24 protein-coding genes and 4 tRNA genes are annotated in these 24,831 nt (G+C 73.0%); 8 read left to right on the forward strand and 20 right to left on the reverse strand.

From position 1 onward, the window contains the following. Positions 1–21: 21 nt before the first annotated feature. Positions 22–94 (reverse strand) — tRNA-Trp (locus tag IC607_RS00265). 198 nt (positions 95–292) lie between these two features. Between IC607_RS00265 and IC607_RS00270 the strand changes: the two genes are divergently transcribed. From IC607_RS00270 to IC607_RS00280, 3 genes are read left to right on the forward strand one after another with little or no spacing between them, the layout of a single operon-like run. After that, positions 293–1,510 (forward strand): pyridoxal phosphate-dependent aminotransferase, encoded by a 1,218-nt coding sequence (locus IC607_RS00270; protein WP_191785009.1) that lies wholly within the window; start codon positions 293–295, stop codon positions 1,508–1,510. A 4-nt stretch (positions 1,511–1,514) separates the two neighbouring features. Further along, on the forward strand, positions 1,515–2,375 hold the full coding sequence (locus tag IC607_RS00275; protein WP_191785010.1) for an ABC transporter ATP-binding protein: 861 nt from the start codon (positions 1,515–1,517) through the stop codon (positions 2,373–2,375). Continuing rightward, a complete protein-coding gene (locus tag IC607_RS00280; RefSeq protein ID WP_191785011.1) occupies positions 2,375–3,217 on the forward strand; it encodes an ABC transporter permease in 843 nt (280 codons plus the stop codon). Before IC607_RS00275 ends, IC607_RS00280 begins: the two co-directional genes overlap by 1 nt. 3 nt (positions 3,218–3,220) lie before the next feature. Here IC607_RS00280 and IC607_RS00285 read toward each other — a convergent pair whose 3' ends face one another. Continuing rightward, positions 3,221–5,044, reverse strand: a complete 1,824-nt coding sequence (locus tag IC607_RS00285) for a hypothetical protein (protein WP_191785012.1) — start codon at positions 5,042–5,044, stop codon at positions 3,221–3,223. Positions 5,045–5,164: 120 nt separating this feature from the next. Between IC607_RS00285 and IC607_RS00290 the strand changes: the two genes are divergently transcribed. Next, positions 5,165–6,199 (forward strand): adenosine deaminase, encoded by a 1,035-nt coding sequence (locus tag IC607_RS00290; RefSeq protein WP_191785013.1) that lies wholly within the window; start codon positions 5,165–5,167, stop codon positions 6,197–6,199. On the opposite strand, the gene IC607_RS00295 is transcribed toward IC607_RS00290, so the two are convergent. From IC607_RS00295 to IC607_RS00310, 4 genes are all read right to left on the reverse strand, one after another. Beyond that, complete coding sequence (locus IC607_RS00295; RefSeq protein ID WP_191785014.1) at positions 6,196–6,477, reverse strand: hypothetical protein; 282 nt, start codon at positions 6,475–6,477, stop codon at positions 6,196–6,198. The two genes, IC607_RS00290 and IC607_RS00295, sit on opposite strands and share 4 nt — an antisense overlap. A gap of 98 nt (positions 6,478–6,575) precedes the next feature. Then, positions 6,576–7,664, reverse strand: a complete 1,089-nt coding sequence (locus IC607_RS00300) for a UDP-N-acetylmuramate dehydrogenase (RefSeq protein ID WP_191785015.1) — start codon at positions 7,662–7,664, stop codon at positions 6,576–6,578. A 9-nt stretch (positions 7,665–7,673) separates the two neighbouring features. Beyond that, a complete protein-coding gene (locus IC607_RS00305) occupies positions 7,674–8,915 on the reverse strand; it encodes an MFS transporter (RefSeq protein ID WP_191785016.1) in 1,242 nt (413 codons plus the stop codon). A gap of 41 nt (positions 8,916–8,956) precedes the next feature. Next, on the reverse strand, positions 8,957–10,294 hold the full coding sequence (locus IC607_RS00310) for an MFS transporter (RefSeq protein WP_370525924.1): 1,338 nt from the start codon (positions 10,292–10,294) through the stop codon (positions 8,957–8,959). A 191-nt stretch (positions 10,295–10,485) separates the two neighbouring features. On the opposite strand from IC607_RS00310, the gene IC607_RS00315 reads away from it, so the two are divergent. After that, positions 10,486–11,547, forward strand: a complete 1,062-nt coding sequence (locus IC607_RS00315) for a LacI family DNA-binding transcriptional regulator (protein WP_191785837.1) — start codon at positions 10,486–10,488, stop codon at positions 11,545–11,547. Between the two features lie 3 nt (positions 11,548–11,550). Here IC607_RS00315 and IC607_RS00320 read toward each other — a convergent pair whose 3' ends face one another. The 6 genes from IC607_RS00320 to IC607_RS00345 form a co-directional block, all read right to left on the reverse strand. Further along, positions 11,551–11,973, reverse strand: coding sequence for a MaoC family dehydratase (locus IC607_RS00320; RefSeq protein ID WP_191785017.1), 423 nt, complete (start codon positions 11,971–11,973; stop codon positions 11,551–11,553). Next, on the reverse strand, positions 11,970–12,422 hold the full coding sequence (locus IC607_RS00325; RefSeq protein ID WP_191785018.1) for a MaoC family dehydratase N-terminal domain-containing protein: 453 nt from the start codon (positions 12,420–12,422) through the stop codon (positions 11,970–11,972). The genes IC607_RS00320 and IC607_RS00325 overlap by 4 nt, the downstream gene beginning before the upstream one ends. Positions 12,423–12,536: 114 nt before the next feature. Next, on the reverse strand, positions 12,537–12,707 hold the full coding sequence (gene rpmG, locus IC607_RS00330) for a 50S ribosomal protein L33 (RefSeq protein ID WP_028045094.1): 171 nt from the start codon (positions 12,705–12,707) through the stop codon (positions 12,537–12,539). An 80-nt stretch (positions 12,708–12,787) separates the two neighbouring features. Further along, positions 12,788–12,864 (reverse strand) — tRNA-Met (locus tag IC607_RS00335). 53 nt (positions 12,865–12,917) lie between these two features. Then, positions 12,918–12,990 (reverse strand) — tRNA-Thr (locus IC607_RS00340). Positions 12,991–13,248: 258 nt separating this feature from the next. Further along, positions 13,249–13,330: transfer RNA gene (locus IC607_RS00345), tRNA-Tyr, on the reverse strand. A 228-nt stretch (positions 13,331–13,558) separates the two neighbouring features. Between IC607_RS00345 and IC607_RS00350 the strand changes: the two genes are divergently transcribed. Continuing rightward, a complete protein-coding gene (locus IC607_RS00350; protein WP_191785019.1) occupies positions 13,559–14,062 on the forward strand; it encodes a YajQ family cyclic di-GMP-binding protein in 504 nt (167 codons plus the stop codon). Between the two features lie 2 nt (positions 14,063–14,064). Next, positions 14,065–14,718, forward strand: coding sequence for an NAD(P)-binding oxidoreductase (locus IC607_RS00355; RefSeq protein WP_191785020.1), 654 nt, complete (start codon positions 14,065–14,067; stop codon positions 14,716–14,718). 63 nt (positions 14,719–14,781) lie between these two features. Here IC607_RS00355 and IC607_RS00360 read toward each other — a convergent pair whose 3' ends face one another. From IC607_RS00360 to IC607_RS00375, 4 genes are all read right to left on the reverse strand, one after another. Further along, positions 14,782–15,201, reverse strand: coding sequence for an organic hydroperoxide resistance protein (locus IC607_RS00360; protein WP_191785021.1), 420 nt, complete (start codon positions 15,199–15,201; stop codon positions 14,782–14,784). Between the two features lie 67 nt (positions 15,202–15,268). Continuing rightward, on the reverse strand, positions 15,269–17,449 hold the full coding sequence (locus IC607_RS17700) for a DUF11 domain-containing protein (protein ID WP_191785022.1): 2,181 nt from the start codon (positions 17,447–17,449) through the stop codon (positions 15,269–15,271). Between the two features lie 89 nt (positions 17,450–17,538). After that, complete coding sequence (gene htpX, locus IC607_RS00370; protein ID WP_191785023.1) at positions 17,539–18,420, reverse strand: zinc metalloprotease HtpX; 882 nt, start codon at positions 18,418–18,420, stop codon at positions 17,539–17,541. Between the two features lie 79 nt (positions 18,421–18,499). After that, the gene (locus IC607_RS00375; protein ID WP_191785024.1) at positions 18,500–19,882 is read right to left on the reverse strand and encodes an FAD-dependent oxidoreductase; all 1,383 of its coding nucleotides are present in this window, start codon (positions 19,880–19,882) and stop codon (positions 18,500–18,502) included. A 165-nt stretch (positions 19,883–20,047) separates the two neighbouring features. Here IC607_RS00375 and rarD point away from each other — a divergent pair, with 165 nt between their 5' ends. Then, positions 20,048–20,983 (forward strand): EamA family transporter RarD, encoded by a 936-nt coding sequence (gene rarD, locus IC607_RS00380; RefSeq protein ID WP_191785025.1) that lies wholly within the window; start codon positions 20,048–20,050, stop codon positions 20,981–20,983. Here the strand turns inward: rarD and IC607_RS00385 are convergent. The 4 genes from IC607_RS00385 to IC607_RS00400 form a co-directional block, all read right to left on the reverse strand. Further along, a complete protein-coding gene (locus IC607_RS00385) occupies positions 20,972–21,403 on the reverse strand; it encodes a hypothetical protein (RefSeq protein ID WP_191785026.1) in 432 nt (143 codons plus the stop codon). The two genes, rarD and IC607_RS00385, sit on opposite strands and share 12 nt — an antisense overlap. A 57-nt stretch (positions 21,404–21,460) precedes the next feature. Continuing rightward, complete coding sequence (locus IC607_RS00390) at positions 21,461–22,195, reverse strand: protein phosphatase 2C domain-containing protein (RefSeq protein WP_191785027.1); 735 nt, start codon at positions 22,193–22,195, stop codon at positions 21,461–21,463. Positions 22,196–22,273: 78 nt separating this feature from the next. Continuing rightward, a complete protein-coding gene (locus tag IC607_RS00395; RefSeq protein WP_191785028.1) occupies positions 22,274–23,701 on the reverse strand; it encodes an RDD family protein in 1,428 nt (475 codons plus the stop codon). An 88-nt stretch (positions 23,702–23,789) separates the two neighbouring features. Further along, entirely contained in the window at positions 23,790–24,797 is a 1,008-nt protein-coding gene (locus tag IC607_RS00400) for a polyprenyl synthetase family protein (protein WP_191785029.1), read from the reverse strand. Between the last annotated feature and the right edge of the window lie 34 nt (positions 24,798–24,831).

Consider the following 24,831-nt stretch of genomic DNA (forward strand, 5'->3'; position numbering starts at 1 on the left):
TCCCGGGACGGACCGCGTGCGCAGGGTAGACAGGACTCGAACCTGCAACCTGCGGTTTTGGAGACCGCTGCGCTACCAATTGCGCCACTACCCTTCGAGGTCCACGCCGCCACGACCGGTCCGACGGCCCCTCGCAGGGCGCAGACCATCATGGCGTTCGTCAACCGCCGACGGATCACTGTACGCGACGCGAGGCCATGGGTCGAACCGCGTCTCCCGGAGCAGTCCGCCCCCCGTCCACCGACCGAAATTCGGACGTCGACCGGACGTGACGTCTGCCACTATGGTGCCCGTGAGCGAGTCCACCTCCCGTCCGCGCGTGTCCGCCCGTCTGGCCGCGATCGCCGAGTCCGCGACGCTGGCCGTCGACGCCAAGGCCAAGGCCCTCAAGGCCGCTGGCCGCCCGGTCATCGGGTTCGGTGCCGGCGAGCCCGACTTCCCGACGCCGGGCTACATCGTCGACGCCGCCGTCGCCGCCGCGAAGGACCCGGTCAACCACCGGTACACCCCCGCCGCCGGGCTCCCCGCGCTCCGCGAGGCCGTGGCCGCCAAGACGCTGCGCGACTCGGGCTACGAGGTCTCGCCCGGTTCGGTCCTGGTGACGAACGGCGGCAAGCAGGCCGTCTACCAGGCGTTCGCGGCGATCCTGGACCCGGGCGACGAGGTGCTGCTGCCGGCGCCGTACTGGACCACCTACCCCGAGGCGATCTCGCTCACGGGCGCGCGGCCGGTGGAGGTGTTCGCCGGCGTCGAGCAGGGGTACCTCGTGACGGTCGAGCAGCTGGAGGCGGCCCGGACCCCGCAGACGAAGGCGCTGCTCTTCTGCTCGCCGTCCAACCCCACGGGGGCCGTCTACTCCCCCGAGCAGACCGCGGAGATCGGACGCTGGGCGCTCGAGCACGGCATCTGGGTCATCACCGACGAGATCTACGAGCACCTGACCTACGACCACGCGGTGTTCACGCCGATCGTCCGCGTCGTGCCCGAGCTCGCCGACACGACCATCGTCCTGAACGGCGTCGCGAAGACCTACGCCATGACGGGCTGGCGCGTGGGCTGGATGATCGGGCCGGCCGACGTCATCAAGGCGGCGACCAACCTGCAGAGCCACCTGACGTCCAACGTCGCGAACGTCTCGCAGCGTGCGGCGATCGCGGCCCTCTCCGGCGACCTCGCCGCCGTCGAGCAGATGCGCACCGCGTTCGACCGTCGCCGGCGCACCATGGTCGAGATGCTGGCGGCGATCGACGGTGTGCAGATCCCCGCCCCGCAGGGCGCGTTCTACGCGTACCCCTCGGTGGAGGGGTTGATCGGTCGCACGGTCCGCGGTGTCACGATCGGCTCGTCGGCGGACCTGGCCGCCGTGATCCTCGACGAGGCCGAGGTCGCGGTCGTGCCCGGGGAGGCGTTCGGGCCCAGCGGGTACCTGCGTCTGTCGTACGCGCTGTCCGACGACGACCTCGTCGAGGGCGTCGGGCGCATCCAGAAGCTGCTCGCCGAGGCGGAGTAGAGCCGTGCCGGGCGCCGTCCTCGAGGTGATCGGGCTGCGCAAGCGGTACGGCGACAAGCAGGCGGTCGACGGGCTCGACCTGCACGTCGACCTCGGCGAGATCGTCGCCGTGCTGGGTCCCAACGGCGCCGGGAAGACCACCACCGTCGAGATCTGCACGGGGTTCCGGCACCGCGACGACGGTGACGTCCGCGTGCTCGGCGTCGACCCGCAGCGCGGCGACCGGTCGTGGCGCTCGCGCATCGGCGTGGTGCTGCAGACGAACAACGACCTGGCCGAGGCGTCGGTCGGCGAGCTCGTGCGGCACTTCGCGCGCTTCTACCCGCACGCGCGCGACCCCGACGAGGTGGTCGACGCGGTGGGGCTGCGCGAGAAGGTCGGTGTCCGGGCCCGCCAGCTCTCCGGTGGTCAGCGCCGCCGCCTGGACGTCGCGCTCGGCATCGTCGGCTCGCCCGAGCTCATCTTCCTCGACGAGCCCACGACGGGCTTCGACCCGCAGGCGCGGCGCGCCTTCTGGGACCTGATCGGCAGCCTGCGCGACGACGGCACCACGGTGCTGCTCACGACGCACTACCTCGAGGAGGCGGAGCACCTGGCCGACCGCGTCGTGGTCGTCGACCGGGGCACGGTCGTGGCCCAGGGGGCACCGCAGGAGCTGGGCGGTCGCGGTGCGCGGCAGGCGGTCGTCCGGTGGTCGGAGGGCGGCGGCGTGCGCGAGGAACGGACCGACACGCCGACGGCGTTCGTCGCGCAGCTCGGCGCCCGCCTCGGCGAGGTCCCCGGCCTGGAGGTGCGCCGGCCGACGCTCGAGGACGTGTACCTCGCGCTCGTGGACGCCACGCCCGACGACGAGGAGCGGTCCTGATGGCCACCGCGACGCAGGTCACGACGCCACTGCCCGGCACCCTGCGGCTCGGCTGGGAACGCACCCGGTTCGAGCTGCGGACGTACTTCCGCGAGCGCGACGCGGTCGTGTTCATCTTCGCCTACCCCGTGATCATGCTGGCGATCTTCGCGACGGTGTTCGGGCAGGACGGTGCCAGCGTCGACGTCGGCGACGTGCGGATCCCGTTCGCGCAGTACTTCCTGCCCGGCATGGTCGCCACCGGCGTCATGCTGTCCAGCTTCCAGAACCTCGCGATCTCCATCGCCGTGGAACGCGACGAAGGGGCGCTCAAGCGCCTGCGGGCGACGCCTCTGCCGCCCGCGTCGTACTTCGTCGGCAAGGTCGGGCAGGTGCTGCTCAGCTCGCTGCTGCAGACGACGCTGCTGCTCGCGGTCGCCCGTGTCGTCTTCGACGTCCCGCTGCCCGCCGACGCGGCACGCTGGGCGACCTTCGCGTGGGTGTTCGTGCTCGGCACGGCCACCGGTTCGGTGTGCGGCGTCGCCTACTCGAGCATCCCCCGCTCCGGACGCGCCGCGAGCGCGGTCGTGACGCCCGTCGTGCTGGTCCTGCAGTTCATCTCCGGCGTCTTCTTCCAGTTCGACCAGCTGCCCGCCTGGATGCAGCAGGTCGCGGCCCTGTTCCCGCTCAAGTGGATGGCGCAGGGGATGCGGTCGGTGTTCCTCCCCGACGCGGCCGAGCAGCTCGAGGTAGGCGGCTCCTGGCAGCTGGGCATGGTCGCCGCGGTGCTGCTCGTGTGGCTCGTCGGAGGCCTGGTGCTCGGCGTGCGCACGTTCCGCTGGAGGCGCCGCGACGACGGTTGAGGGCTACGGCCCCGCGAGGACGGTGCCGTCCTCGTCGAGCAGGCTTCCGTCGTTGCGCATCGACCAGTTCTCGACCACCTCGCCGTCGGGTCCGTGCAGGACGCCGTCCGAGTCGAACGAGTAGCCGGACCCGGCCCACGGGTCGGGCTCGAGCAGGTCGGAGCCCAGCCCGTCACCGTCGTCCGTCTCGGGGAGCGGCCACACCGAGTCCGTGTCGCCGGGAGCCGTGTCGTCGACCCCCTCGAGCTGCTCGGAGAACGCGTCCATCCACAGCTTTTGCAGGAACTCGCCGTCGTCGAGGTCCCCGGACGCCTTGAGCTCGCGCACGTGGTGCGCGACGAGCCTGCTGATGTCCGCGGTCGTCGCGAGGATCGAGACGCGCCAGCCGTCGTCGTCGCGCACGGCGACCAGACCGGCGTCGTCGAGGCCCAGCTGCCGGACGAGCGGCTGGTCGGCGAAGCACTCGCGCGGCCCGTCGTCCTGCGTCACGCACGTCCCTTCGATCGTCGTCCGGACCGGGTCGCGGTCCGTCGCCGGGGTGGTGACGACCACCGGTGCGGCCACGAGCCGTGCGCGGTCGCCCTCGCCGTCGATGGCCGTGCTGGTGAACCGCGCCTCCTCGATCGTCGGGACGTCCATCGCGTCGGGCTCGTCCTGGTCGGCCCATACCTGGCCGTAGACCGCGACGAACCGGCGCTCGGCGGGCGGGAGCAGGTCCGCGAGCGGGCCCAGGTCACCCGACGCCGCGTCCGTGAACGAACGGACGAATGCCTCGCCCGCATCCTCGGGCGTCCCGACGAACGTCCCCGGCCCGGTCGGCATCGCGCCACGCGTCGTGCCCCGCTCGGCCGTGGCGTACTCGCCCATCGTCATGAGCGGGCTCACGTACCACGCGTCGCCCTCGCGGACGGCGACGAGGAACGGCTCGATGTCCCCCCGCTCGGAGTGCGCGACGAGTTCGTCGGCCGTGATCGTCCACGGCAGCTTCGCGTCGATCTCCTGCGTGGCCTCCGCCCAGCCCGCGTCGACGTCCTCGGCCGACAGGCCGGCCGTCGCGAGCGGCCCGTACACGTCCGCGAGGGCGTCCACGATCGCGGCGCCGTCGCCGTCGACGGTCAGCGAGCCGCCGACGATCGTCACCTTCGCCAGGCCGTCGCCGATCGACTCGCTGTGCAGCCGCAACCCGCTCAGGTCCGCGTCGAGCGTGTCCAGCACGCCCAGCAGCTTCTGCGCGGAGACCTCCTGCCCCGTCACCCCGCTGAGCTCGGAGAAGGGCTCGACCAGGTCGGTGAACGTCGAGACCTCGGCCGGTGAGATGGCTCCGTAGACCGCGACACCGTCCTTCGCGGCCGCCCCCTCGACGAGCTGCGTGACGGCCGCCTCGGGCGTCGACGACCCGCCCAGCTTGCTCAGGACCAGCAGCCACGCGGCGCCGGCCCCCAGTCCGACGACGAGCACGACGGCCACCGCGACCGCGACCGACCTTCCGCGCCTCGAGCGCCCCGGAGCCTCGGGCGTGCCGGCCTGCTCGTCCAGGGCGACACCGACCGCGGCGGACCCGCCTCCCGGCGTGGTCCGCGCGGGGGCACCGTCGGGGTGGAACACGGCGCCCGGTCGCACGGTCGGCGGCGTCGCGGACACCGACCGGCGCGCGAGCGCGGCATCGACTGCCGGGTCCCGCAGTGCAGCCAGCCAGTCGAGGAGGCCAGGGTGCGCGGCGGGGTTGGCGGCGACGACCGGGCGCAGGTCGGGACGCTGCGTGACGATCCGCGCCAGGTCGGCCGCCGAGGCCTGTGGGTGCGCCGCGAGCGCCGCGTCGTCTGGCATGTGGACCTCCCCCTCGGCGGCGCGGGTCGCGCTCAGCCAGCTCACAGGCTAGGGGTGGCGACGCGCCCACCACGCCGCCCGTCCGGGTGAAGCGCTCGGACTTGCTGGCACACTGGCCGGGTGCGTGACCTGGCGAAACTCCCCAAAGCGCACCTGCACCTGCACTTCACGGGTTCGATGCGCCCGTCGACGCTCGCCGACCTGGCTGCGCAGCACGGCGTGCGGCTGCCGTCGGCGCTGCTCGACGACGACCCGCTCAAGGTGCCCGCGGACGAGCGCGGCTGGTTCCGGTTCCAGCGGTTGTACGACGCGGCGCGCGCGTGCGTGCGCAGCGAGGCGGACATGCGGCGCATCGTCACGGAGGCCGCGGCCGACGACGCCGCCGAGGGTTCAGGCCGCCTGGAGATCCAGGTCGACCCCACGTCGTACGCGCCGTTCGTCGGCGGCATCACTCCCGCGATCGAGATCGTGCTCGACGCGGCGCGCCAGGCCGGCGACGCGGCCGGCATCGAGGTGGCCGTCGTCGTCGCAGCCTCCCGCATGCGCCACCCGCTCGACGCCCGCACCCTGGCCCGGCTCGCGGCGCGGTACGCGGGCGACGGGCACGGCGAGGTGATCGGCTTCGGGCTGTCGAACGACGAGCGGCGCGGCGAGACGGCCGAGTTCGGGCCTGCATTCGCGATCGCCCGCCGAGCGGGCCTGGCATCGGTGCCGCACGGCGGCGAGCTGCTGGGGCCGGCGCACGTCGAGGCCGTCGTCGACTCGCTGGTGCCCGACCGACTGGGGCACGGGATCCGCTCCGCGGAGGACCCGCGCGTGCTGGAACGCGTGGTCGACGACGGCATCGCCCTCGAGGTCTGCCCCGCGTCCAACGTCTCGCTGGGCGTCTACCGGTCCCCCGCCGACGTGCCGCTGCGCGCGCTCGTCGACGCCGGCGCGACCGTGGCGCTCGGCGCCGACGATCCGCTGCTGTTCCGTTCCCGCCTGCTCGCGCAGTACGAGGACGCGCGCACCGTGCTCGGCTTCTCCGACGACGAGCTCGCCGACCTGGCCCGCTCGTCGATCCGAGCGAGCCGCGCGTCGGACACGACGAAACGGGGCCTGCTGGCAGGCGTCGACGACTGGCTCGCGACGCCTGCGCGCTCGTCGGGCTAGCGCCGCTCGGCCTCGTCGACCCATTCGACCGGATCTGCCTGCGCCCGCTTCTCCGGGTCTGCCACGTGCCGCAGCACGAGCGAAGCGGCAACGAGCGCGGCGCCCAGGACGATTCCGATCTGCAGCACCTGGCTGAGCACGATGAAGAAGCGAAGGGTGACCTCGCCGTCGAACGGACTGCGGAACTGCAGCCAGACGTTCACGACGAACCCCACGGCGAGCATGACGACCCCCGTCCAGAACGTGCGGGCGGGCGTGAGGCGAGGCGGCATCGTCATCGGTGCTCCCGGTGTGAAGGCCATCCGGGCGGACGGCGCGTCGGGGGATGCTATCGGAGCCCGGTGCTCGCCGTCCGGCGAACGAGCCGTCGCGGCGACTACAGCGAGAGGCCCACCAGCACGGGTTCGGCCTCGAGGGTGACGCCGTAGGCGGCTCGCACGCCGTCGCGGACCTCGCGGGCCAGGGCGACGAGGTCAGCTGCCGACGCGCCACCGCGGTTGGTGAGCGCGAGGGTGTGCTTCGTCGACAGCGTCGCCCGGCCGGGCGCGCCGTAGCCGCGTGTGAAGCCGGCGTGCTCGATGAGCCAGCCCGCGCTCGTCTTGACGGCACCGTCCGCGGCCGGGAAGCGCGGAGCCTCGTCGGGCAGCGTCGCGGCCTGCTCGGCCGTCAGGATCGGGTTGGTGAAGAACGAGCCGGCGCTCGTCGTGTCGGGGTCGGTCGGATCCAGGACCATGCCCTTGCCGGCCCGCAGCGCGAGCACGGCGGCGCGGACGTCGAGCAGCGGCGCCCGCTCCCCCACCTCGACGCCGAGCGTGCGCGCGAGCTCGGCGTAGGCGATCGGCGCCGACAGCGTCCCCTGCCGGAGTTGGAAGGTCACGTCCAGGACCACGTAGCGCGGGGTCGGGTGCCAGGGGCTGCGCGGGTCGTCGACCGACGCACGCATCGACCGCTTGAGCAGCGACGTCCGGTAGCCGAACTGCAGGTCGACGAACGGCAGCGTCCGCACGCGGGCGCGCTCGCGGTCCCAGACCCGGACGGTCGCGATCGTCTGTGACACCTCCTGCCCGTACGCGCCGACGTTCTGCACGGGCGTCGCGCCCGTCGAGCCCGGGATACCGGACAGGGCCTCGATGCCGTACAGGCGGTGGCTCGTCGCCTCGGCGACGACGTCGTCCCACGGCGTCCCCGCAGGGACCTGGTACGTCACGCCCGCGCACGCGGAGTGGTCCGGGACGTCGATGCCGGCGCGCAGGTCGCGCACGACGACGCCGTCGAAGCCCTCGTCGGCCACCAGCAGGTTGGACCCGCCGCCGAGGACCAGGAGCGGTCGTCCTTCCTCGTCGGTCGTGCGAACCGCGTCGATGAGCTCCGCCTCGGTGTTCGTCGTGACGTACTGGCCCACCGGGCCGCCGACGCGCAGGGTCGTGAGGTCGGCGAGGGCGGGGGCGGTGGTCACGTCGGGCACCACCCCAGGTTAGTCGCCCTGCGCAGGCCGGAGCGGGCGGGCGGCGTTGGTCACCAGCAGGCCCAGGACCGTGGGGATCAGCACGGCCAGCAACGCGTGCCGGTAGCCGACGTGGTGGGCGAGCAGCCCGAGCAGCGGCGGACCCGCCAGGAACGCGGTGTAGCCGATGGTGGACACGACGCTGACGCGCGCGGCGGCGCGCACGGGGTCGTCGGACGCCGAGCTCATGCCGACGGGGAAGCCCAGCGCGGCACCGGCGCCCCACAGGACGATGCCGACCGCGGCGAGCCACAGCGGTCCCACCAGCGCGAAGATCGACAGACCGACGATGGCCAGCGCGCTGCACGCGCGCAGCACGGCGACCCGGCCGTAGCGGTCCAGGACCCGCGTGCCGAACCAGCGTGCCGTCGTCATCGTGCCGACGAAGACACCGAACGCGACCGCCCCGAGCGAGTCCTGGGTGTCCCAGCCGTCGACGACCGCGAGGCCCACCCAGTCGTTGGCCGACCCCTCGGTGAGGGCTGCGGCCATGACGATGAGGCCGATCATGAGCGTGCGCGGCTCGGTCCACGCGGCGAGCGCGCCCCGCGCGCCACGGGGGGCGGTCGCGGCCGGCTCGTCGCCGGGCGTCACGGTGAGCACGTGCTCCTCCGAGGCAGGGAGGAACCAGCGCACGGCCACGATGACCAGCACCGACGTGATCACGACGGCGACCGGCACGTGCACCCACACGTCGACGTGCAGCGCGGCGGCGCCCGCCGCGATCGCTGCGGCCGCGAACGTGCCGAAGGAGAAGCCCGCATGGTAGCGCGGCATGACGGTGCGCCCGAGCTTCTGCTCGACGGCGGCACCCTCCAGGTTCATCGCGGCGTCCCACACGCCGGTGCCGGCGCCGAACACGAGCAGGCCCGCAGCCGTGAGCGGCACCGAGTCGATGCCGACACCGCTGGTCGCCACGATCAGGCCACCCGCGTTGAGCAGCGCGAAGATCGTCACGGTGCGACGCGCGCCGAGGCGCTCGACGACGAGCCCCGCGAGCGGGATGGAGACGAGCGAGCCGACGGCGATGACCAGCAGCAGCAGGCCCATCTGCGCCTGCGAGAACGACAGCCCGTCACGGACGGCGGGCAGCCGCGACGCCCACGTCGCGAAGTTGAAGCCGTTGAGGAAGAAGACTGCGAAGACGGCGAAGGACGAGGCCTGCGCGGTCGGGCGGCGTGTCATAGCCCCTCTCAGGGTGTCGGTCGTCATCGATCGTCCTCGGTGGTCGTGGTGGATGGTCTCATGGGGTTTCAGGGCACCCGCAGCGGAGCGGGCTCGCCCGCGCTCTGGCCGACGAGCACCGACAGCTCTTCCTCGATCGGCCGGGCGGTTTCGGCGGCCTCGTCGGGCCGGCGCGTCGCCTCGACCAGGGCCGGAGCCTCCGGGGCGACCCGACGCGAGAGGCTCACGGAGACCACCATCGCCGCCGCGATGAGCACGAGTGCGTGCCGCGCGCCCATGGACTCGGCCGCAAGGCCCAGCAACGGTGGCGCCGCGATCGACGCGACCGACGAGAACGACGACACGACGGACACGCGTCCCGCAGCCCGCAACGGGTCGTCCGAGGCGGCCGCGATGCCGACCGGTACAGCCAGCGCCGCGCCGAAGCCCCACAGGGCGACACCGGTGCCGGCGAGCTGCAGGCTCGGGGCGAAGCCGAAGACCAGCAGGCCGACGAGCGAGACGAGGCCGGAGGTCCGCAGCACGACGACGCGCCCGAAGCGGTCGATCAGGCGCGTGCCGAGCAGCCGCACGACCGTCATCGACGCGACGAACAGCCCGAGCACGAGCCCTCCGATCGCCTCCGTCCGGTCGAAGCCGTCGACGACGGCGAGCGAGAGCCAGTCGTTCGCCGACCCCTCGGACAGGGCGGCCGCGAGCACGACGACGCCGATCAGCAGGGTGCGCGGCTCGCGCCAGGCGTCGAGGGTCGACCCGATCCGACGGCCCGCGCCGGCCGGCGCCGCAGGCCGCGACTTCGTCGGGGCCTCGTCGGGCGCGTAGGGCAGGACGACCCCGCGCAGCGACGCGAGTCGCCACACGACCGCGACGCCGGCGACGACTGAGAACTGCACGACGACGGGCACCTCGAGGTGCGACGCAGCCGCGCCGAGCGCCGAGCCCGTCACCGCGCCGATCGAGAAGGCGGCGTGGAACTGCGGGATGACCGTGCGACCCATCGCACGCTCGATCCGGCCGGACTCGACGTTGATCGGGACGTTGCCGAGCGCGATCGCGACACCGTTCAGGAAGATGCCGACCGCCAGCACCGGGATCGAGCCCGTCGCGGGCCCCACGCCCATCAGCACGTACCCGAGCGCGAGCACGGCGGTCGACGCGACGATCGCGCGACGGCTGCCGAAGCGCTGCACGACGATCCCCGACGCGGTGACCGTCAGGAGCGCACCGACCGAGCCGACGAGGAGGATCCCGCCGAGCTCCGCCGTCGACAGGCCGAGGTCGCTGCGGACCGTGGGGATCCGGGCGAGCCAGCTCGAGAACGTGATCCCCGTGAGCGCGAACAGACCCATGAGGAGCCATCGGGCCCGGGCGAGCTCGGGGTGCCCGGTCGGGGCGGGATGGGACACGTCGGACTCCGGGACAGGCCGTGGTCGAATCGTTTCGATATGTCAGCGAACGAGACGGTCGAATCGATTTGAGGGACGATGCCATTGTGCGGGTACGCTGACCGCGGCGTCAAACAGGCCGCCAAGCCACCGACCAGCAACGATGTCGACGGTCTCGTCCCGGGTCCCCCGGCCCGACACGGAGGTGTCCCCTGTCTTCCCAGCGCCCCACGCTCGCCGACGTCGCGGCAGCTGCCAAGGTGTCCGTGTCGACGGCCTCGCTCGCGTTCTCCGGGGCCGGCCCCATCGCCGCGACGACGCGACAGCGGGTGCACGATGCCGCCGCCGAGCTCGGCTACGCCGGTCCGAACCCCCTCGGCCGTCAGCTGCGACGCGGCCGGTCGGGCATCGTCGGGGTCGTCGTCGGGGATGCCTTGAGCCGCGCGTTCCGTGACCCGGTGACCACGCAGGTGCTCGACGGCCTCGTCGGCCACCTCGGGACCCTGGACCTGGGCGTCCTGCTCATCCCCAGCGCATCCGGACCCACGACCACGACGATCGACCCTCTGCTCGAGTCCGCGGCCATGGACGTCGCCGTGGTGATGTGGGGCGGCGCGGGCGACAGCCCCGTGCTCGCAGGCCTCGCCCGGCGCGGCATCCCCACCGTGCTCATCGAGGGTCGGCTCGCACCGGGCGTCAGCGTCGTCGGCATCGACGACCGCGGGGGCATCGAGCAGGTCACCCGCCACCTCCTCGACCTGGGCCACACGCGCATCGCGTCGGTCACGCTGCCGTTCGACCACGAGCGTCGCGACGGTCTCATGACCAGCCAGCGACTGGCCGACCCCGCCTGGGAGATCACCCGGCGGCGCCTCGCCGGCATCCACGACGCCGGCGTCACGCCCGTCGCGGTCTACGAGACGCCCGCCTCGCTCGTCGAGCACGGCGCTACCGCCGGCCGGGTCCTGCTCTCCGGCCCGGACCGCCCCACGGCGGTCGTCTGCCAGTCCGACCTGCTCGCCTCCGGCGTCGTGCTCGCCGCCCGCGAGCTCGGCCTGCGCGTGCCGCAGGACGTGTCGATCGCCGGCTTCGACGGCATCGACCTGCCGTGGCTCGCGCCCGACGTGCTCACGACCGTGGTCCAGCCGCTCACCGAGAAGGGTGCGACCGTCGGCCACCTGGTCGAGGACATCCTGGCCGGTGCCGAGCCCGAGCACCGCGAGCTGCCCGTCACGCTGCGCGTCGGGACCACCACGGGCCCCGCGCCCTCCTGACGATCAGCCCAGACGGACGACCGCCTGCGCCTTGCCCAGCACGCGCGCGCCCTCGACAGTGACCGTCAGGTCGATGCGGGCGGTGTGCGCGTCCTCGTCGAGCGCACCGACGGCACCGACGACCTCGACCGTGGCCGAGCCGGGGTCCGGCACGGGGACCGGACGCGTGAAGCGCACCTGGTAGTCGACGACGGCGCCCGGGTCACCGGCCCAGTCGGCGACCGGCCCGGCCGCGGCGCCCATCGTCCACATGCCGTGCGCGATGACACCGGGAAGGCCGACGGCCGTCGCGACCCGCTCGTTCCAGTGGATCGGGTTGAAGTCGCCCGACGCACCGGCGTAGCGGACCAGGCGGGCACGGTCGACGACGATCTGCGCGCGCAGGACCTCATCCCCGACGCTCAGGTCGGCGATCGCGGGGCTCATGCGGCCTCCTCCGGACGGACGGCGAGCGTGGAGACGACGGTGGCGACGCGCTCGCCGGCCTCGGTGCCGATCTCGCAGCGCGTCGTGATCATCGCCAGGCCCGCGCGCTCGACGATCGAGTCGACGTGCAGCACCGTGACCAGGCGGTCGCCGGCCATGATGGGGCGGTGGTGGGTGAAGCGCTCGTCGGCGTGGACCACGCGGGAGAAGTCGATGCCCGCAGCCTCGTCGGTGAACAGCTGGGACTCGGCCCGCTGCGCGACGACGACCGCGAACGTCGGCGGTGCGATCACGTCGGCGTGGCCGAGGGCGCGCGCCGCGGCCTCGTCGGTGTGCGCGTGGTGGTTCGCGCCGACCGCGTCGGCGAACTCGGCGAGCTTGACGCGGCTCACCTCGTAGACGGCGTTCGGCGGGTACTCGCGCCCCGCATAGCTCGTGTCGACGGGCATCGTTCGCTCCCAGCGTCGTTGATGGTCTGGTCCGAGTCCTGGTACGACACAGGCACGCCTACCGGCCTGGGCCGGGGCGTGCCTGACGTCTGTGAGCCCCTGTCGGGGCCGAGATCAGCGGGTCTCGCGGTGAACCGTGTGGCGGTTGTCGCGGGGGCAGAACTTCTTCATCTCGAGACGGTCGGGGTCGTTCCGACGGTTCTTCTTCGTGATGTAGTTCCGCTCCTTGCACTCCGTGCACGCGAGCGTGATCTTCGGACGGACGTCCGAGCTCTTGCTGGCCATGGTCTTGCCACCTCTCGCGCCCGAGGCGCTTGCATCTGCTTGTCGCGGTGCGCCGGCCGACGCACTGCTCTCGTTCGTCTTGGTAGCGGGAGCGGGGCTCGAACCCGCGACCTCACGATTATGAGTCGTGCGCTCTAACCAGCTGAGCTACCCCGCCACTGTCAGTGGGTCCGGGCCCGCGCTGACGCGCGGGCCCCGAACACACCACAGAGCCCCGAAAGGGAATCGAACCCTTGACCTTCTCCTTACCATGGAGACGCTCTGCCGACTGAGCTATCGGGGCAGCGCGGATTAGGTTACACGGCGACCAGCGCGGAAGCGAAATCGGCCCCGAGCCCGCCCGCGGGTCGCCCGCCACCACCGCGCGTCGCCCGCAGCACGCGCCCGCGCCGGCGGACCCGCGGTCGGTGTCGACGGAGCGCCACCGGCGACGTCGGGTGCCGCACGCGGTGGCGTCGATCACTGCGGCGGCGCGGTCCTGGCGCGGGCGCGGTGGGACGACGAAGGGGCCGTCCTGGTCAGGACGGCCCCTTCGGCAACGTGGCGGGTGAGGGATTCGAACCCCCGTAGGCGTTGCCAGCTGATTTACAGTCAGCCCCCTTTGGCCACTCGGGTAACCCGCCGGGGATGCGCACCGGGTGGACCGCCGCTCGGGCGGCACCGCCGTGGCGTGCCGTGGAAGGATAGCAACACCCGGGCGCCCAGAGCGAAACGGGTGGTCACCGGCCTCGCGGGATCGCGGCGGCCCGGTGGCGACGAAGCAGCAGTGACCGCGCAACGAGCACGAGGAACAGCCCGGCGGGCAAGGGCCGACGACAAGTCGGGACCGCGCCGGACAGGAGAGGAATGCCATGGCGAGCGAGTCGTCGTTCGACGTCGTCAGCAAGGTCGACCACCAGGAGGTCGACAACGCGCTGAACCAGGCCGGCAAGGAGATCGCGCAGCGCTACGACTTCAAGGGCGTCGGCGCGTCGATCGCCTGGTCGGGCGAGAAGATCCTGATGGTCGCCAACTCCTCCGAGCGCGTGCTGGCGGTGCTGGACGTCTTCCAGACCAAGCTCATCAAGCGCGGCATCTCGCTGAAGTCCCTCGACACCGGCGAGGACGGGCCCGAGCCGAAGCCGTCGGGCAAGGAGTACCGCCTGGAGGCGGGCATCAAGGAGGGGCTGAGCAGCGAGACCGCGAAGAAGGTCGCCAAGATCATCCGCGACGAGGGCCCCAAGGGCATCAAGACGCAGATCCAGGGCGACGAGCTGCGCGTCACGGGCAAGAGCCGCGACGACCTGCAGGCCGTGATCGCGCTGCTCAAGGGCGCCGACGTGGACGCCGACCTCCAGTTCACGAACTACCGCTGATCGTGCGCGTCTTCCAGATCGGAGCGGCGGGCGGGGTCGGCCAGCGGCTGTCGGCCCTGCTCGTCGCGCGCGGTGACGAGGTCACGGGGATGCACCGGCGCCCGGAGCAGGCCGCCGTGATCGAGGCGACTGGGGCGACGGCCGTCACCGGTGACCTCGTCGCGGACGACGTGGCGACGCTCGCCGAGCGCCTGGCCGGCCAGGACGCGGTCGTCTTCAGCGCGGGTGCGCACGGCACGGGGACCGACGCGACGACGAAGATCGACGGTGAGGGCCTGCGCAAGGCCGCCGACGCGGCGGTGCAGGCGGGCGTCCGGACGTTCGTGCTCGTGTCGGTGTTCCCCGACGCCGGTCGGGCGGCCGGCGCCGGCGACGCGTTCGAGCACTACATGCGGGTGAAGAAGTCGGCCGACGTGCACCTGGTCGGCACCGACCTGGACTGGGTGATCGTCCGCCCCGGCACCCTCGTCGACGAGCCGGGCGACGGGCACGTCACCGCGGGACCGGCGATCGAGTACGGCGACGTGCGGCGCGACCACGTCGCGGCGTTCATCGCCGAGGTTCTCCACACGCCGGGGTTGCGGCGCAGCATCGTCGAGCTCACCGACGGCCCGACGCCGGTCGCCGAGGCCGTGGCCGCGCTCGTCGACCGCTGACGGGCCAGGACGCGACAGGCGCCGCACCCCTCGGGGAGCGGCGCCTGCGGCGTGCCAGGGGCGTCAGCCCACGGTGACGTCCAGGTCGACGACCACGTTGCCGCGCGTCGCGTTGGAGTACGGGCACACCTGGTGGGCCTTGGCGACGAGGTCGTCGGCCACGTCCTGCGCGACGCCGGGGAGCTCGACGCGCAGCACGACGGCCAGGCCGAAGCCGACCTCCTGCTTGAGCAGCGAGACCTCGGCGGTCACGGAGTCGTCGGCGAGCGTCGCCCCGGACTGGCGGGCCACCCCGCGCAGCGCCGAGTGGAAGCACGCGGCATAGCCGGCGGCGAAGAGCTGCTCGGGGTTGAGCGCCCCTCCCCCACCACCCATCTCCTTCGGTACGGCGAGGTCGACGTCCAGGGTGCCGTCCGACGTGCGGACGTGGCCGTTGCGGCCGTCACCGGTCGAGAGGGCGGATGCGGTGTAGATCGGGTCCACGGGTGAAACTCCTTGCCTCGGGTACCTACCCGACAACGAACGTAGGACCCGACGTGTTCCGCCCGCGTCAGCCCTGGTTGCGCCTGCGCGCGACGAGCAGGAGCACCAGGCCCGCGAGCAGCAGGACAGCCACACCCACGACGACCGGAGCGACGTTCGAGCCGGTCTGCGAGAGCTCGCCGCCCGGAGTGGTCGGGGAGGCGCTCGGCTGCGGACTCTGGGTCGGGGCCTGCGTGGGGCTCACCGTGGTCGACGGGGTCGGGGTCGGAGTGGGCGACGGGGTGGGAGCCGCCTCGACCTGCGTGGTCGCGCTCGCGGTGCGGGCGGCGCCTGGGGTGCACGCATCGCACGGCGTCACGACGGCGGTGTTCGTCACCGAACCAGCGACGCTCGCCGTCGCGGTCACCTGGACGGTCATCGAACCGCCCGCGGGCACGGTGGCCACGGCGTCGACGTCACCGCCGCCTGACGACGGTGCGCACGACGACCCGTCGGACACCGCGCACGTCCACGTCGCGTCGTCCAGGCCGGCGGGCAGGGCGTCCGCGACCGTTGTGGCGGGCGCGGCGACCGCTGCCGCGTTCGTCACCACGACGGTGTACGCCACCTGGTCCCCCACCGTCGCGGTGGCCGGACCCGACTTCGTGATCGCGAGGTCCACCGGGACGGTGCACGGCACCCGCACGGTGTCGGTGTCGTTGTCCGGGTCGGCGTCGGTGAGCGACGTCGACGTCGTCGCGCTGAACGCAGCATCACCAGCCAGGCACGCGTCGAGGCCGCCTGAGGCGTCGCCCGTGAACGACAACGTGTCAGCACCGCTCGCGGCGATGGCCCCCAGGCTGCACAGGAACCCCGCCGGGCTGGGGGTGCACCCGGCCGGTGTGACGATGCTCGACCGGTCGATCAGGGCCGGGACGGTGACCGAGACGGCGGCGTCCGGTGCGTCACCGTCGGGTGCGGCCAGGTTCTCGACGTCGACCGTCCACGTCACCGGCTGCCCGTAGAAGATCGGGTCGGTGGCGACGTCGACCGTCGGTGCCAGGTCCGGCAGGGCGCGCACGCGGGTGGTCCAGGTCGCGGTGTTGTCGGCGGGTGTCAGCTCGCTGCGGTGGGCGGCGGTGATCGTGGCGGTGTTGGCGAGGTCGCTGCCCGCGAGCGCGTCGGTGGTCGTCCCGGTCACGGTGATCGTCGCGGACTCGTCCCGCTGGAGGGCGAGCGGTACGTCGAGCGTGCTGCCGGTGACGTCGCCGCTCGCGGGGTCCGGGCAGGCCGTCGACACGTCGGAGGTGCACGTCCACGTCACGTCCTGGAGACCGCCGGGGATCGTGTCGCTCACCACGGTGTCGGCGGCAGGGTTGATGTCGTCGTTGCTCGCGATGATGGTCCACGCGACCTGGTCGCCCGCGTTCACCGTCGCCGGGCCGGTCTTGGTCACGGACAGGTCGGCGTCCGCGGTGGCGACGAAGTTCGAGATCTCGTAGTTGTTGGTGGCTCCGCCGGTGCCCGCGGAGAAGCCGAGCTTGAGCTGGGCCGGCCGAGCGGGCTCCCCCTGCCCGAGCCCGCGGACGTCCACACGGTTGTAGACCGTCTGCAGCGGACCGCCCGACGTCGCATTCATCTGCACGGTCACGAAGAGGCTGTCGGTGCCGCTCGGCTCGACCTCGACGTGCACGTGACGCGGCGCCGTGGGCAGGGCCGTCAGCGCGCCGCCCGGCGCGTCCGTGTCGGCGAGCACCGGCCACGCCGTGGGGAGCGCGGCCGCGGCACCACGCAGGGTGATCGTGTTGGGCGTGCTCGGGAACCCGTTCCCCGCCCCGAAGTTGCCGTCGTTGTCGAAGCCGATGCCCAGGTACGCGCCCTGGATGGAGACGTATCCCGCCGCACCGCCGCTCTGCCCCAGGTTCGGAGCCTGCGCGGCGTCCATGAGGAACACGGTCGCGGCGTCGCCCGGGTTGCCGCCGCCGTAGTTGGCGTAGTCGAAGTCGAGTGAGAACGCGACGTCCGAGGGGAAGCCGTCGTCGAGCGTCGCGTTGCCCACCTGGAAACCTGGCGAGGCGCTCGTCAGACGCAGCGCGTCGGCCGTGAGGACCGCCGAGTTGGACGCCGGCTCCGGAAGCACCCAGTCGGGGCTCGCGAACGAGCCGGCGAAGGGCTCGTCCACCGGGAAGGGGTCCGCGAGCGCGGGAGCGGCGACCGCGACGACGAGCGCTGCGGCACCGACGGCCGCCGCGAGACGATGTGTCCTCATCCAGGCATCTTGCCTCGTGCCGCCCGATGCGTCCTGCTTCCTCAGGTCACGATCGAGAATCACCCGGCGGCTACCGCCCCCGCGGTGGATCAGTACCGCGTGATGCCGCCCTGCTGACCGGCCTGAGCCTCGAGACGCGCGATCCTCTCGGCCATCGGCGGGTGCGTCGAGAAGAGCCGGGCGGCACCCTTGGCGCTGAACGGGTTCGCGATCATCAGGTGCGACACGTTCTCGAGCTTCTGGTCCTGCGGCAGCGGACGCGCGGCCGTGCCCTGCTCGAGCTTGCGCAGGGCCGACGCGAGCGCGAGCGGGTCGCCCGTCAGCCTGGCGCCGTCCTCGTCGGCGTCGTACTCCCGCGTCCGGCTGATCGCGAGCTGGATCACGGTCGCCGCCAGCGGCGCGAGGAAGACGAGCAGCAGCCCGGCGAGCGGGTTGCCGCCGTCCCGCCGGTCCCCACCGCCGAAGAACAGCGCGAACTGCGCCAGCGACGTGATGACCCCTGCGATCGCTGCCGCGACGGACGACGTCAGGATGTCCCGGTTGTAGACGTGCTGCAGCTCGTGGCCGAGCACGCCGCGCAGCTCACGCTCGTCGAGCAGCTGCAGGATGCCCGCCGTGCAGCACACCGCCGCGTTCCGGGGGTTGCGGCCCGTCGCGAAGGCGTTGGGTGCCATCGTCGGCGAGACGTACAGGCGCGGCATGGGCTGCTTGGCCGACGTGGAGAGCTCACGCACGATCCGGTACATCGCCGGCTGCTCCGCCTCGCTGACCGGCGCGGCGCGCATGGAACGGATGGCGATCTTGTCGCTGTTCCAGTAGCCGACGAAGGTCATCACCAGGCCGAGCGCGGTGAAGATCAGCAGGTACCGGGGTGTCCCACCGCCAAGGATCCAGCCGATCCCGAGCAGCACAGCCCACATGACGCCGAACAGGGCCGCCGTCTTCAGGCCGTTGTAGTGCTGGTGCCCCATGCGTCCGTCCTCCTCGAGATGTCGAACCTGCCAACGTCCCGAGGATTCTCGCAGTTCCCTGCGCCGCAGCAGGCGCCAGTCAGCTCACCGACGCGCGGTTCAGCGCGACCTGCACCATCTCGTCGCGCGGGACCACCTTGATGCGCTCGCGGCCGTGCGGCTCACCCAGCGTCTTCTCGTAGGCGTCGAGCAGCTCCCAGTCGGTCCACTGGATGACGTCGACGCCACGCTCGGTGAGGAAGTCCACGATCGCCGCGGGGTCGCGGTCGGTCGCCGTGTAGAACGCCTCGCCGGCGGCCTCGACGTCCTCGCTCAGGTGGCGGATGGTCTCCGACGCGTCCGACTTGGTGTGGCCGATGAGGCCGACGGGGCCACGCTTGATCCAGCCCGTCGCGTACACGCCGTCGATGTGCTCGCCGTCCACGTCGAGCACCCTGCCCTCGCGGTTGGGGATGACGCCCGCGACGTCGTCGAACGGGATGTCCACCAGCGGCGAGCCGAAGTACCCGACCGCGCGGTAAACCGCCTGGACGTCCCAGTCGTGGAACTGGCCGGTGCCCGTGACGTTGCCGTCGCCGTTGAGCGCCGTGCGCTCGGTGCGCAGGCCGACGACCTTGCCGTCCTCACCCACGATCTCGGCCGGCTTGTGCAGGAAGTGCAGGTGGAGGCGGCGGCTGGCCGAGTTCTCCTCCGGGTCCTTCAGCGTCCAGTCCGTCAGGGTCTTGACGACCTGCTTGGTCTGGTTCGACGAGTGGATCGCAGCCATCGAGCCCTCGTCGAACTCGAAGTCCTCCGGGTAGACGATGACGTCGACGTCCGGGACGTGACCCAGCTCGCGGAGCTCCAAGGGCGAGAACTTCACCTGCGCGGGACCGCGACGCGCGAACACGTGCACGTCGGTGACCGGCGAGGCCTTCAGGACGGCGTAGACGTTGGCCGGCACGTCGGTCGGCAGCATGTCGTCCGCGTGCTTGGCCAGCACGCGCGCCACGTCGAGCGCGACGTTGCCCGCGCCCAGCACCGCGACCTGCTGCGCGTGCAGCGGCCACGTGCGCGCGACGTCGGGGTGCCCGTCGTACCAGGACACGAAGTCGGCGGCGCCGTAGGAGCCGTCCAGCTCGATGCCCGGGATCGGCAGCGCCGCGTCGCGGAACGAGCCCGTCGAGAAGATGACCGCGTCGTAGAACTGGCGCAGGTCGTCGAGCTTGAGGTCCGTGCCGTAGTCGACGTTGGCGAGCAGACGGATGTCGCCGCGCTCCAGCACCTTGTGCAGGGCGACGATGATCTGCTTGATGCGCGGGTGGTCCGGTGCCACGCCGTAGCGGACCAGGCCGAAGGGCGCGGGCAGTCGCTCGAACAGGTCGATGCTGACGTCGAGGCCGCTCTTGGAGAGGATGTCCGAGGCGTAGATGCCGGCCGGGCCGGCGCCCACCACGGCTACGCGCAGGGTCGGGGTGCTCACGGGTGCGGTGCCTTCCGATCGGGGAGCCCGCCCGGGTGCGTCACGGGGCAGGGCTGGTCTGCGGACCAGTGTAGGACTCCAGGTGAGTCTTGCCTCAGTCCCCGGCCACAATGCGGACAAGGTGAGTGGGAATTGCCGCGTGGTGACGTCACCTAGAGTCGCTGGGTGCCGACCACCTCGACCCGCGCCGGGTTCGCCGCAGGCATCGCGGCCTACTCGCTCTGGGGCGTCTTCCCCCTGTACTTCCCACTGCTGGAACCCGCCGGCGCCGTCGAGATCATCGCGCACCGCGTCGTCTGGTCGCTCGTCGTCTGCCTCGTCGCCCTGCTCGCCACCCGCTCGTGGGGCGCGTTCGTCGCGACGCTGCGCGACCGACGGGCCTTCGGTCTGCTCGCTCTCGCGGCCGTGCTGCTCGCGGTCAACTGGCTGGTCTACGTCGTCGCCGTGCTGTCCGACCGCGTCGTCGACGCCTCGCTCGGCTACTTCATCAACCCGCTGGTCACCGTGGCGCTCGCGGTCGCGCTGCTGGGTGAGCGGCTCCGCCCGACGCAGTGGGTCGCGCTCGGCTTCGGCGCGGCGGCCGTCGTCGTCATCACCGTCGGATACGGCCGCCTGCCCTGGATCGCGCTGACCCTGGCGCTGAGCTTCGGCCTCTACGGGCTGCTCAAGAATCGCGTGGGCCGCTCGGTCGAGGCGCTGCCCGGCCTGGCCACCGAGACCCTCGCGCTCGCGCCGCTCTCGCTCGGCTACCTGCTGGTGCTGCAGTGGCAGGGCACCGGCTCGTTCACGACGCACGGGGCCTGGCACGCTGCGGCGCTCGCGTCCGCCGGCCTCGTCACAGCGGTCCCGCTGCTGCTTTTCGGGTCCGCCGCCCGGCGGCTGCCGCTGTCCGTCGTCGGGATGCTGCAGTACCTGACGCCCGTGCTGCAGTTCCTCATCGGCGTCCTCGTCTTCCACGAGGTCATGCCGCCCGCGCGCTGGTGGGGGTTCGGTCTCGTGTGGGTCGCGCTCGTCCTGCTCAGCGCTGACGCGCTGCGGCACTCGCGGGCGCAGCAGCTCGCCCGCCGGGCCGACGAACGCGCTGCGGGGTCAGCAGCCTGACGCCTCCTCGACGTCGGCCTGGATCGAGACGTCCAGCTCGTCGGCGATTCGGTCGACGACGAGGAACGCCGTGGTGCCCTCGAACGGGCGCGACAGGCACAGCTCGACGTCTGCATCCGACTCCCCCATCCCACGGACCCAGCCGAGCTGGTTGGCGCGGTCCGCATAGAACGCCAGCGCGTCCGCCGAGCCGTCGCTGATCGACTGTGCCGCCGACGCGGCGTCCTCGTCCTCGTCGCACGGCCCCGCCACGACGGCGCCCGCGTCGGCTCCCGGCGGGGCGACGGCGAACATCGGATCGGCCACGATCGAAGCCGTCAGTGCGCGGTCCGTGTCCGTGCACCCGCGCGAGACGACCGTGACGACGGCCACGGCACCGAGGACGACGAGCATCGCCACACCGACGACGAGCGACGACACCGCGGTACCGGGGCAGTCGTCGAGCCAGGATCGGGACGGGTGTCGCGACCGGGACGGTCATCGGGCCGCCGCCGTCTCTGCGTCGACGACCAGCACCGTGACGTTGTCCGAACCGCCTGCGGCGAGCGCGGCCTCGACCAGCCGGTCGGCGGCCGCCTGCGGGTCGGGCTCCGCCTTGAGCTCGGCCTCGATGCGGCTGTCCGGGACCTCGTCGGTCAGGCCGTCCGAGCACACGAGCATCCGGTCCCCCGGGCTCACCGGGATCCAGAACACGTCGGGATCGACCGTCTCGGAGCCGCCGCCCAGGGCGCGCGTGACGACGTTGCGTCGCGGGTAGCGCGCGGCGTCCTGCGGCGGGACGACGCCGCTCGCGACGAGCTCGGCGACCTCGGAGTGGTCCTGCGTGACCTGCTCCAGCACGCCGCCGGCCATGCGGTAGGTCCGCGAGTCCCCGACGTTGAGGACCAGCCAGCACGGCGTCCCGCTGTGCTCGCTCAGCACGACGCCCGTCGCGGTGGTGCCCGGGCGCCGCAGGGGGTCGTCGGCGGGCAGGGCGCGGACGCGGGCGTGCGCCGCGCGGATCACCTGCCGGGCGCGGGCCAGGTCGGGCGTGCCGCGGCCCAGGACCCGCAACGCCTCGACGGCCGTGCGGCTCGCCAGCTCGCCGGCCTCGTGGCCGCCCATGCCGTCCGCGACGACGTACACGCCGCCGCCCGCGTGCAGCGCGTCCTCGTTGGTCGCGCGCCCCGCACGTTCCGTGGCCACGCCGACCGCCACGCGCACCGCCGTCACCGGGTCGTCCCCGCCGACGTGCGCGCGATGCTCATCGTGCTCCCTGGGCCGGCTCCGGAGGTCGTCGGCCCAGCATAGTCAGCGGCGCTCGACCCTCGCGCTGCGCTGCCCGAACCGGATGGTCCAACCCGGCCCGACCAGCGCACGCGTGCCGGCCGGCAGCGTCGCTGCCACGCCGTCGGGGTCCACGAGCACGGTCCCGTTCACCGACGCGCGGTCGATGACCCACAGCTCGTCGCCCGCCGGGGTCAGCCCGAACGAGACGTGCACCTTCGAGACCGACCGTGCAGGGTCGTCGATCACGACGACGTGCACGATCCCCATCTCGCCCTCGGGGCTGCGCCCGACGATCCCGTCACCCGTGACGTCGAACTGCTGGCCCGTGTCGAAGACCATCCGCAGGACGGCTTCGCGGTCCTGCGGCATGCTCTCTCGCAGCCGCGTGTACTCCAGGTCGCCCAGGTCCTCGGCCCGCGGCACCGGCACGACGCCCGGCTGACCGGGGTAGCCGGTGATCAGCGGTGCGGTGGCCGGCTTCGGGTCCGCGGCCGGGCTCGGTTCCGGCGTCGGCTCCTGGTCGGCAGCACCGGGAGCACCCGCCGCGCCGCTCTGTGACGCCTGGGAGGCCGCCTCCTGCGCCGCGACCGTCTCCTGCCACGCCGCCGGGTTCTCGGCGGCCTGGGCAGCCGCCAGCCGCTCGGTGTACGCCGAGGCGACGGGGCCACCGCGCGGGCGCACCGGCGGGGCGGGCTCCGGCTTCGCGGCGGACGGGGCCGCCGGGGGCGTCGGAGACGACTCGGGCAGGCGGCTCCAGTCGGGCGCGCCCGCTGCCGCCAGGGCCGCGCCGTTCGTCGGACCGTCCGTGGCGCCCGGCGCCGCCTCGAATCGGGCTACGGGTGCGGGCCATGCCACGCCCTCGGGCTGCTCGGGCATGGGCGGGACGACGGGCAGCGGGCGTACGGGCTGCTGCGCCGGGGCCGCCCCACCCCCGACGGCCCGCTCGACGGCCTGGTTCCACGCACCCGCTCCGGACTTGCGCGGCCTCAGGGCGGAGGCGCGCAGCACCAGGGTGCCGGCCGCCTTGTCGTGCCAGCCGCGCTGCGCGGGGCCGTCGTCGAAGGCGCCGGACGCGACGACGACGAGGGCGCCGACGCCGCAGGCCAGCGACCCGGCGGCGACGACGAGCTGGCGCACGAGGATCTTGACCAGGCCGGCCGGTGCACCGGTCTCCGTGGACACCGTGCGGTAGCCCAGCAGCGCGGAGCCGACGGTCGCGCCCGTGAACGCCTCCGCGAACCACTGCCCGATCCCGACGAGGACCGCCAGGACGAGCCCGACCATCAGGTAGCTCGGCTGCCCGGTGACCGCGACGAGCAGGAGCCCGACGCAGTACGCGAGCGTCCCCACGAGCCCGTCGATCACGAACGCGCCGACGCGACCGCCGACGGGTGCGACGGTGCCCGGGCTCACCGGGACCCCGGCCCCGGGGAATGTCGAGCTGCTCACGTGACCCCCACTCCTGGTCGGCGGCCGTCGTGGCCGCGCGGCACATCGTGCCAGAGCGGAGGCCCCCGGCGCGACGCGGGTCGCAGGGTCAGGACGCGCGGTCCACCAGCAGGTCCGCGAAGGCGACGAGCGCCTCCTTGACGGGACCGTCCGGCAGCGGGGCGAGCTCGGCCGTCGCGGCCCGGATCAGGGCCACCGACCGCTCGCGCGTCTCGTCGACGACGGGGTGGGCCGCCAGCGCCGCGACGGCTGCCGCGAGGGCGTCGTCGTCGGACAAGTCGGCGTCGAGCAGGGCCAGCGTGCGCCGATCCTCGTCCGTCGCGTCCGGGCCGGCCGCGCGGGCCCGCAGCAGCAGCACCGGCATCGTCGGGACACCTTCACGCAGGTCGGTGCCGGGCGTCTTGCCGGTCACCGCGCCGGCCGAGGTCAGGTCGATGACGTCGTCTGCGAGCTGGAACGCGACGCCGATCTTCTCGCCGTAGGCGGCAACGGTCGCGACGACGTCCGGCGTGCAGCCCGCGAACATCGCACCCAGGCGCGCGGAGGTCGCGATGAGCGAGCCCGTCTTGTCGGCGAGCACCTGCAGGTAGTGCTCCACCGGGTCGTCGTCGGCGCGCGGCCCGACGGTCTCGTGGAGCTGGCCCAGGCACAGGCGCTCGAACGTCGCCGACTGGATCCGCACCGCCTCCGGGCCCAGACCGGCGACGGTCGACGACGCACGCGCGAACAGCAGGTCGCCGGTCAGGATCGCCACCGAGTTGCCCCACACCTGGTGGGCGGTCGGGGCGCCGCGACGCACGGGAGCCGAGTCCATCACGTCGTCGTGGTAGAGCGTGGCCAGGTGGGTCAGCTCCACGACGACGGCGGCGTCGAGCACCTCGCGCCGCGCACCGTCGCCCAGCTCCGCGGCCAGCAGCGTCAGCACCACCCGCAGCCGCTTGCCCCCGGCGTTCATCAGGTGCCGCGAGGCCTCGTCGGCCAGAGAGTCCGCATGGGACACGGCGTCACGCAGCCGCTCCTCGACCAGCGCGAGGCGGTCGGTGAGGCGCGCAGCCAGGTCCGGATCGGCCAGCGGGATGGCCGTCGTCGTCGTCACAAGGACGAACCTATCCCGCGCGAGCGCCTGCCCC

It is taken from the genome of Cellulomonas sp. JH27-2, from assembly GCF_014837175.1.
Taxonomy (GTDB): domain Bacteria; phylum Actinomycetota; class Actinomycetes; order Actinomycetales; family Cellulomonadaceae; genus Cellulomonas.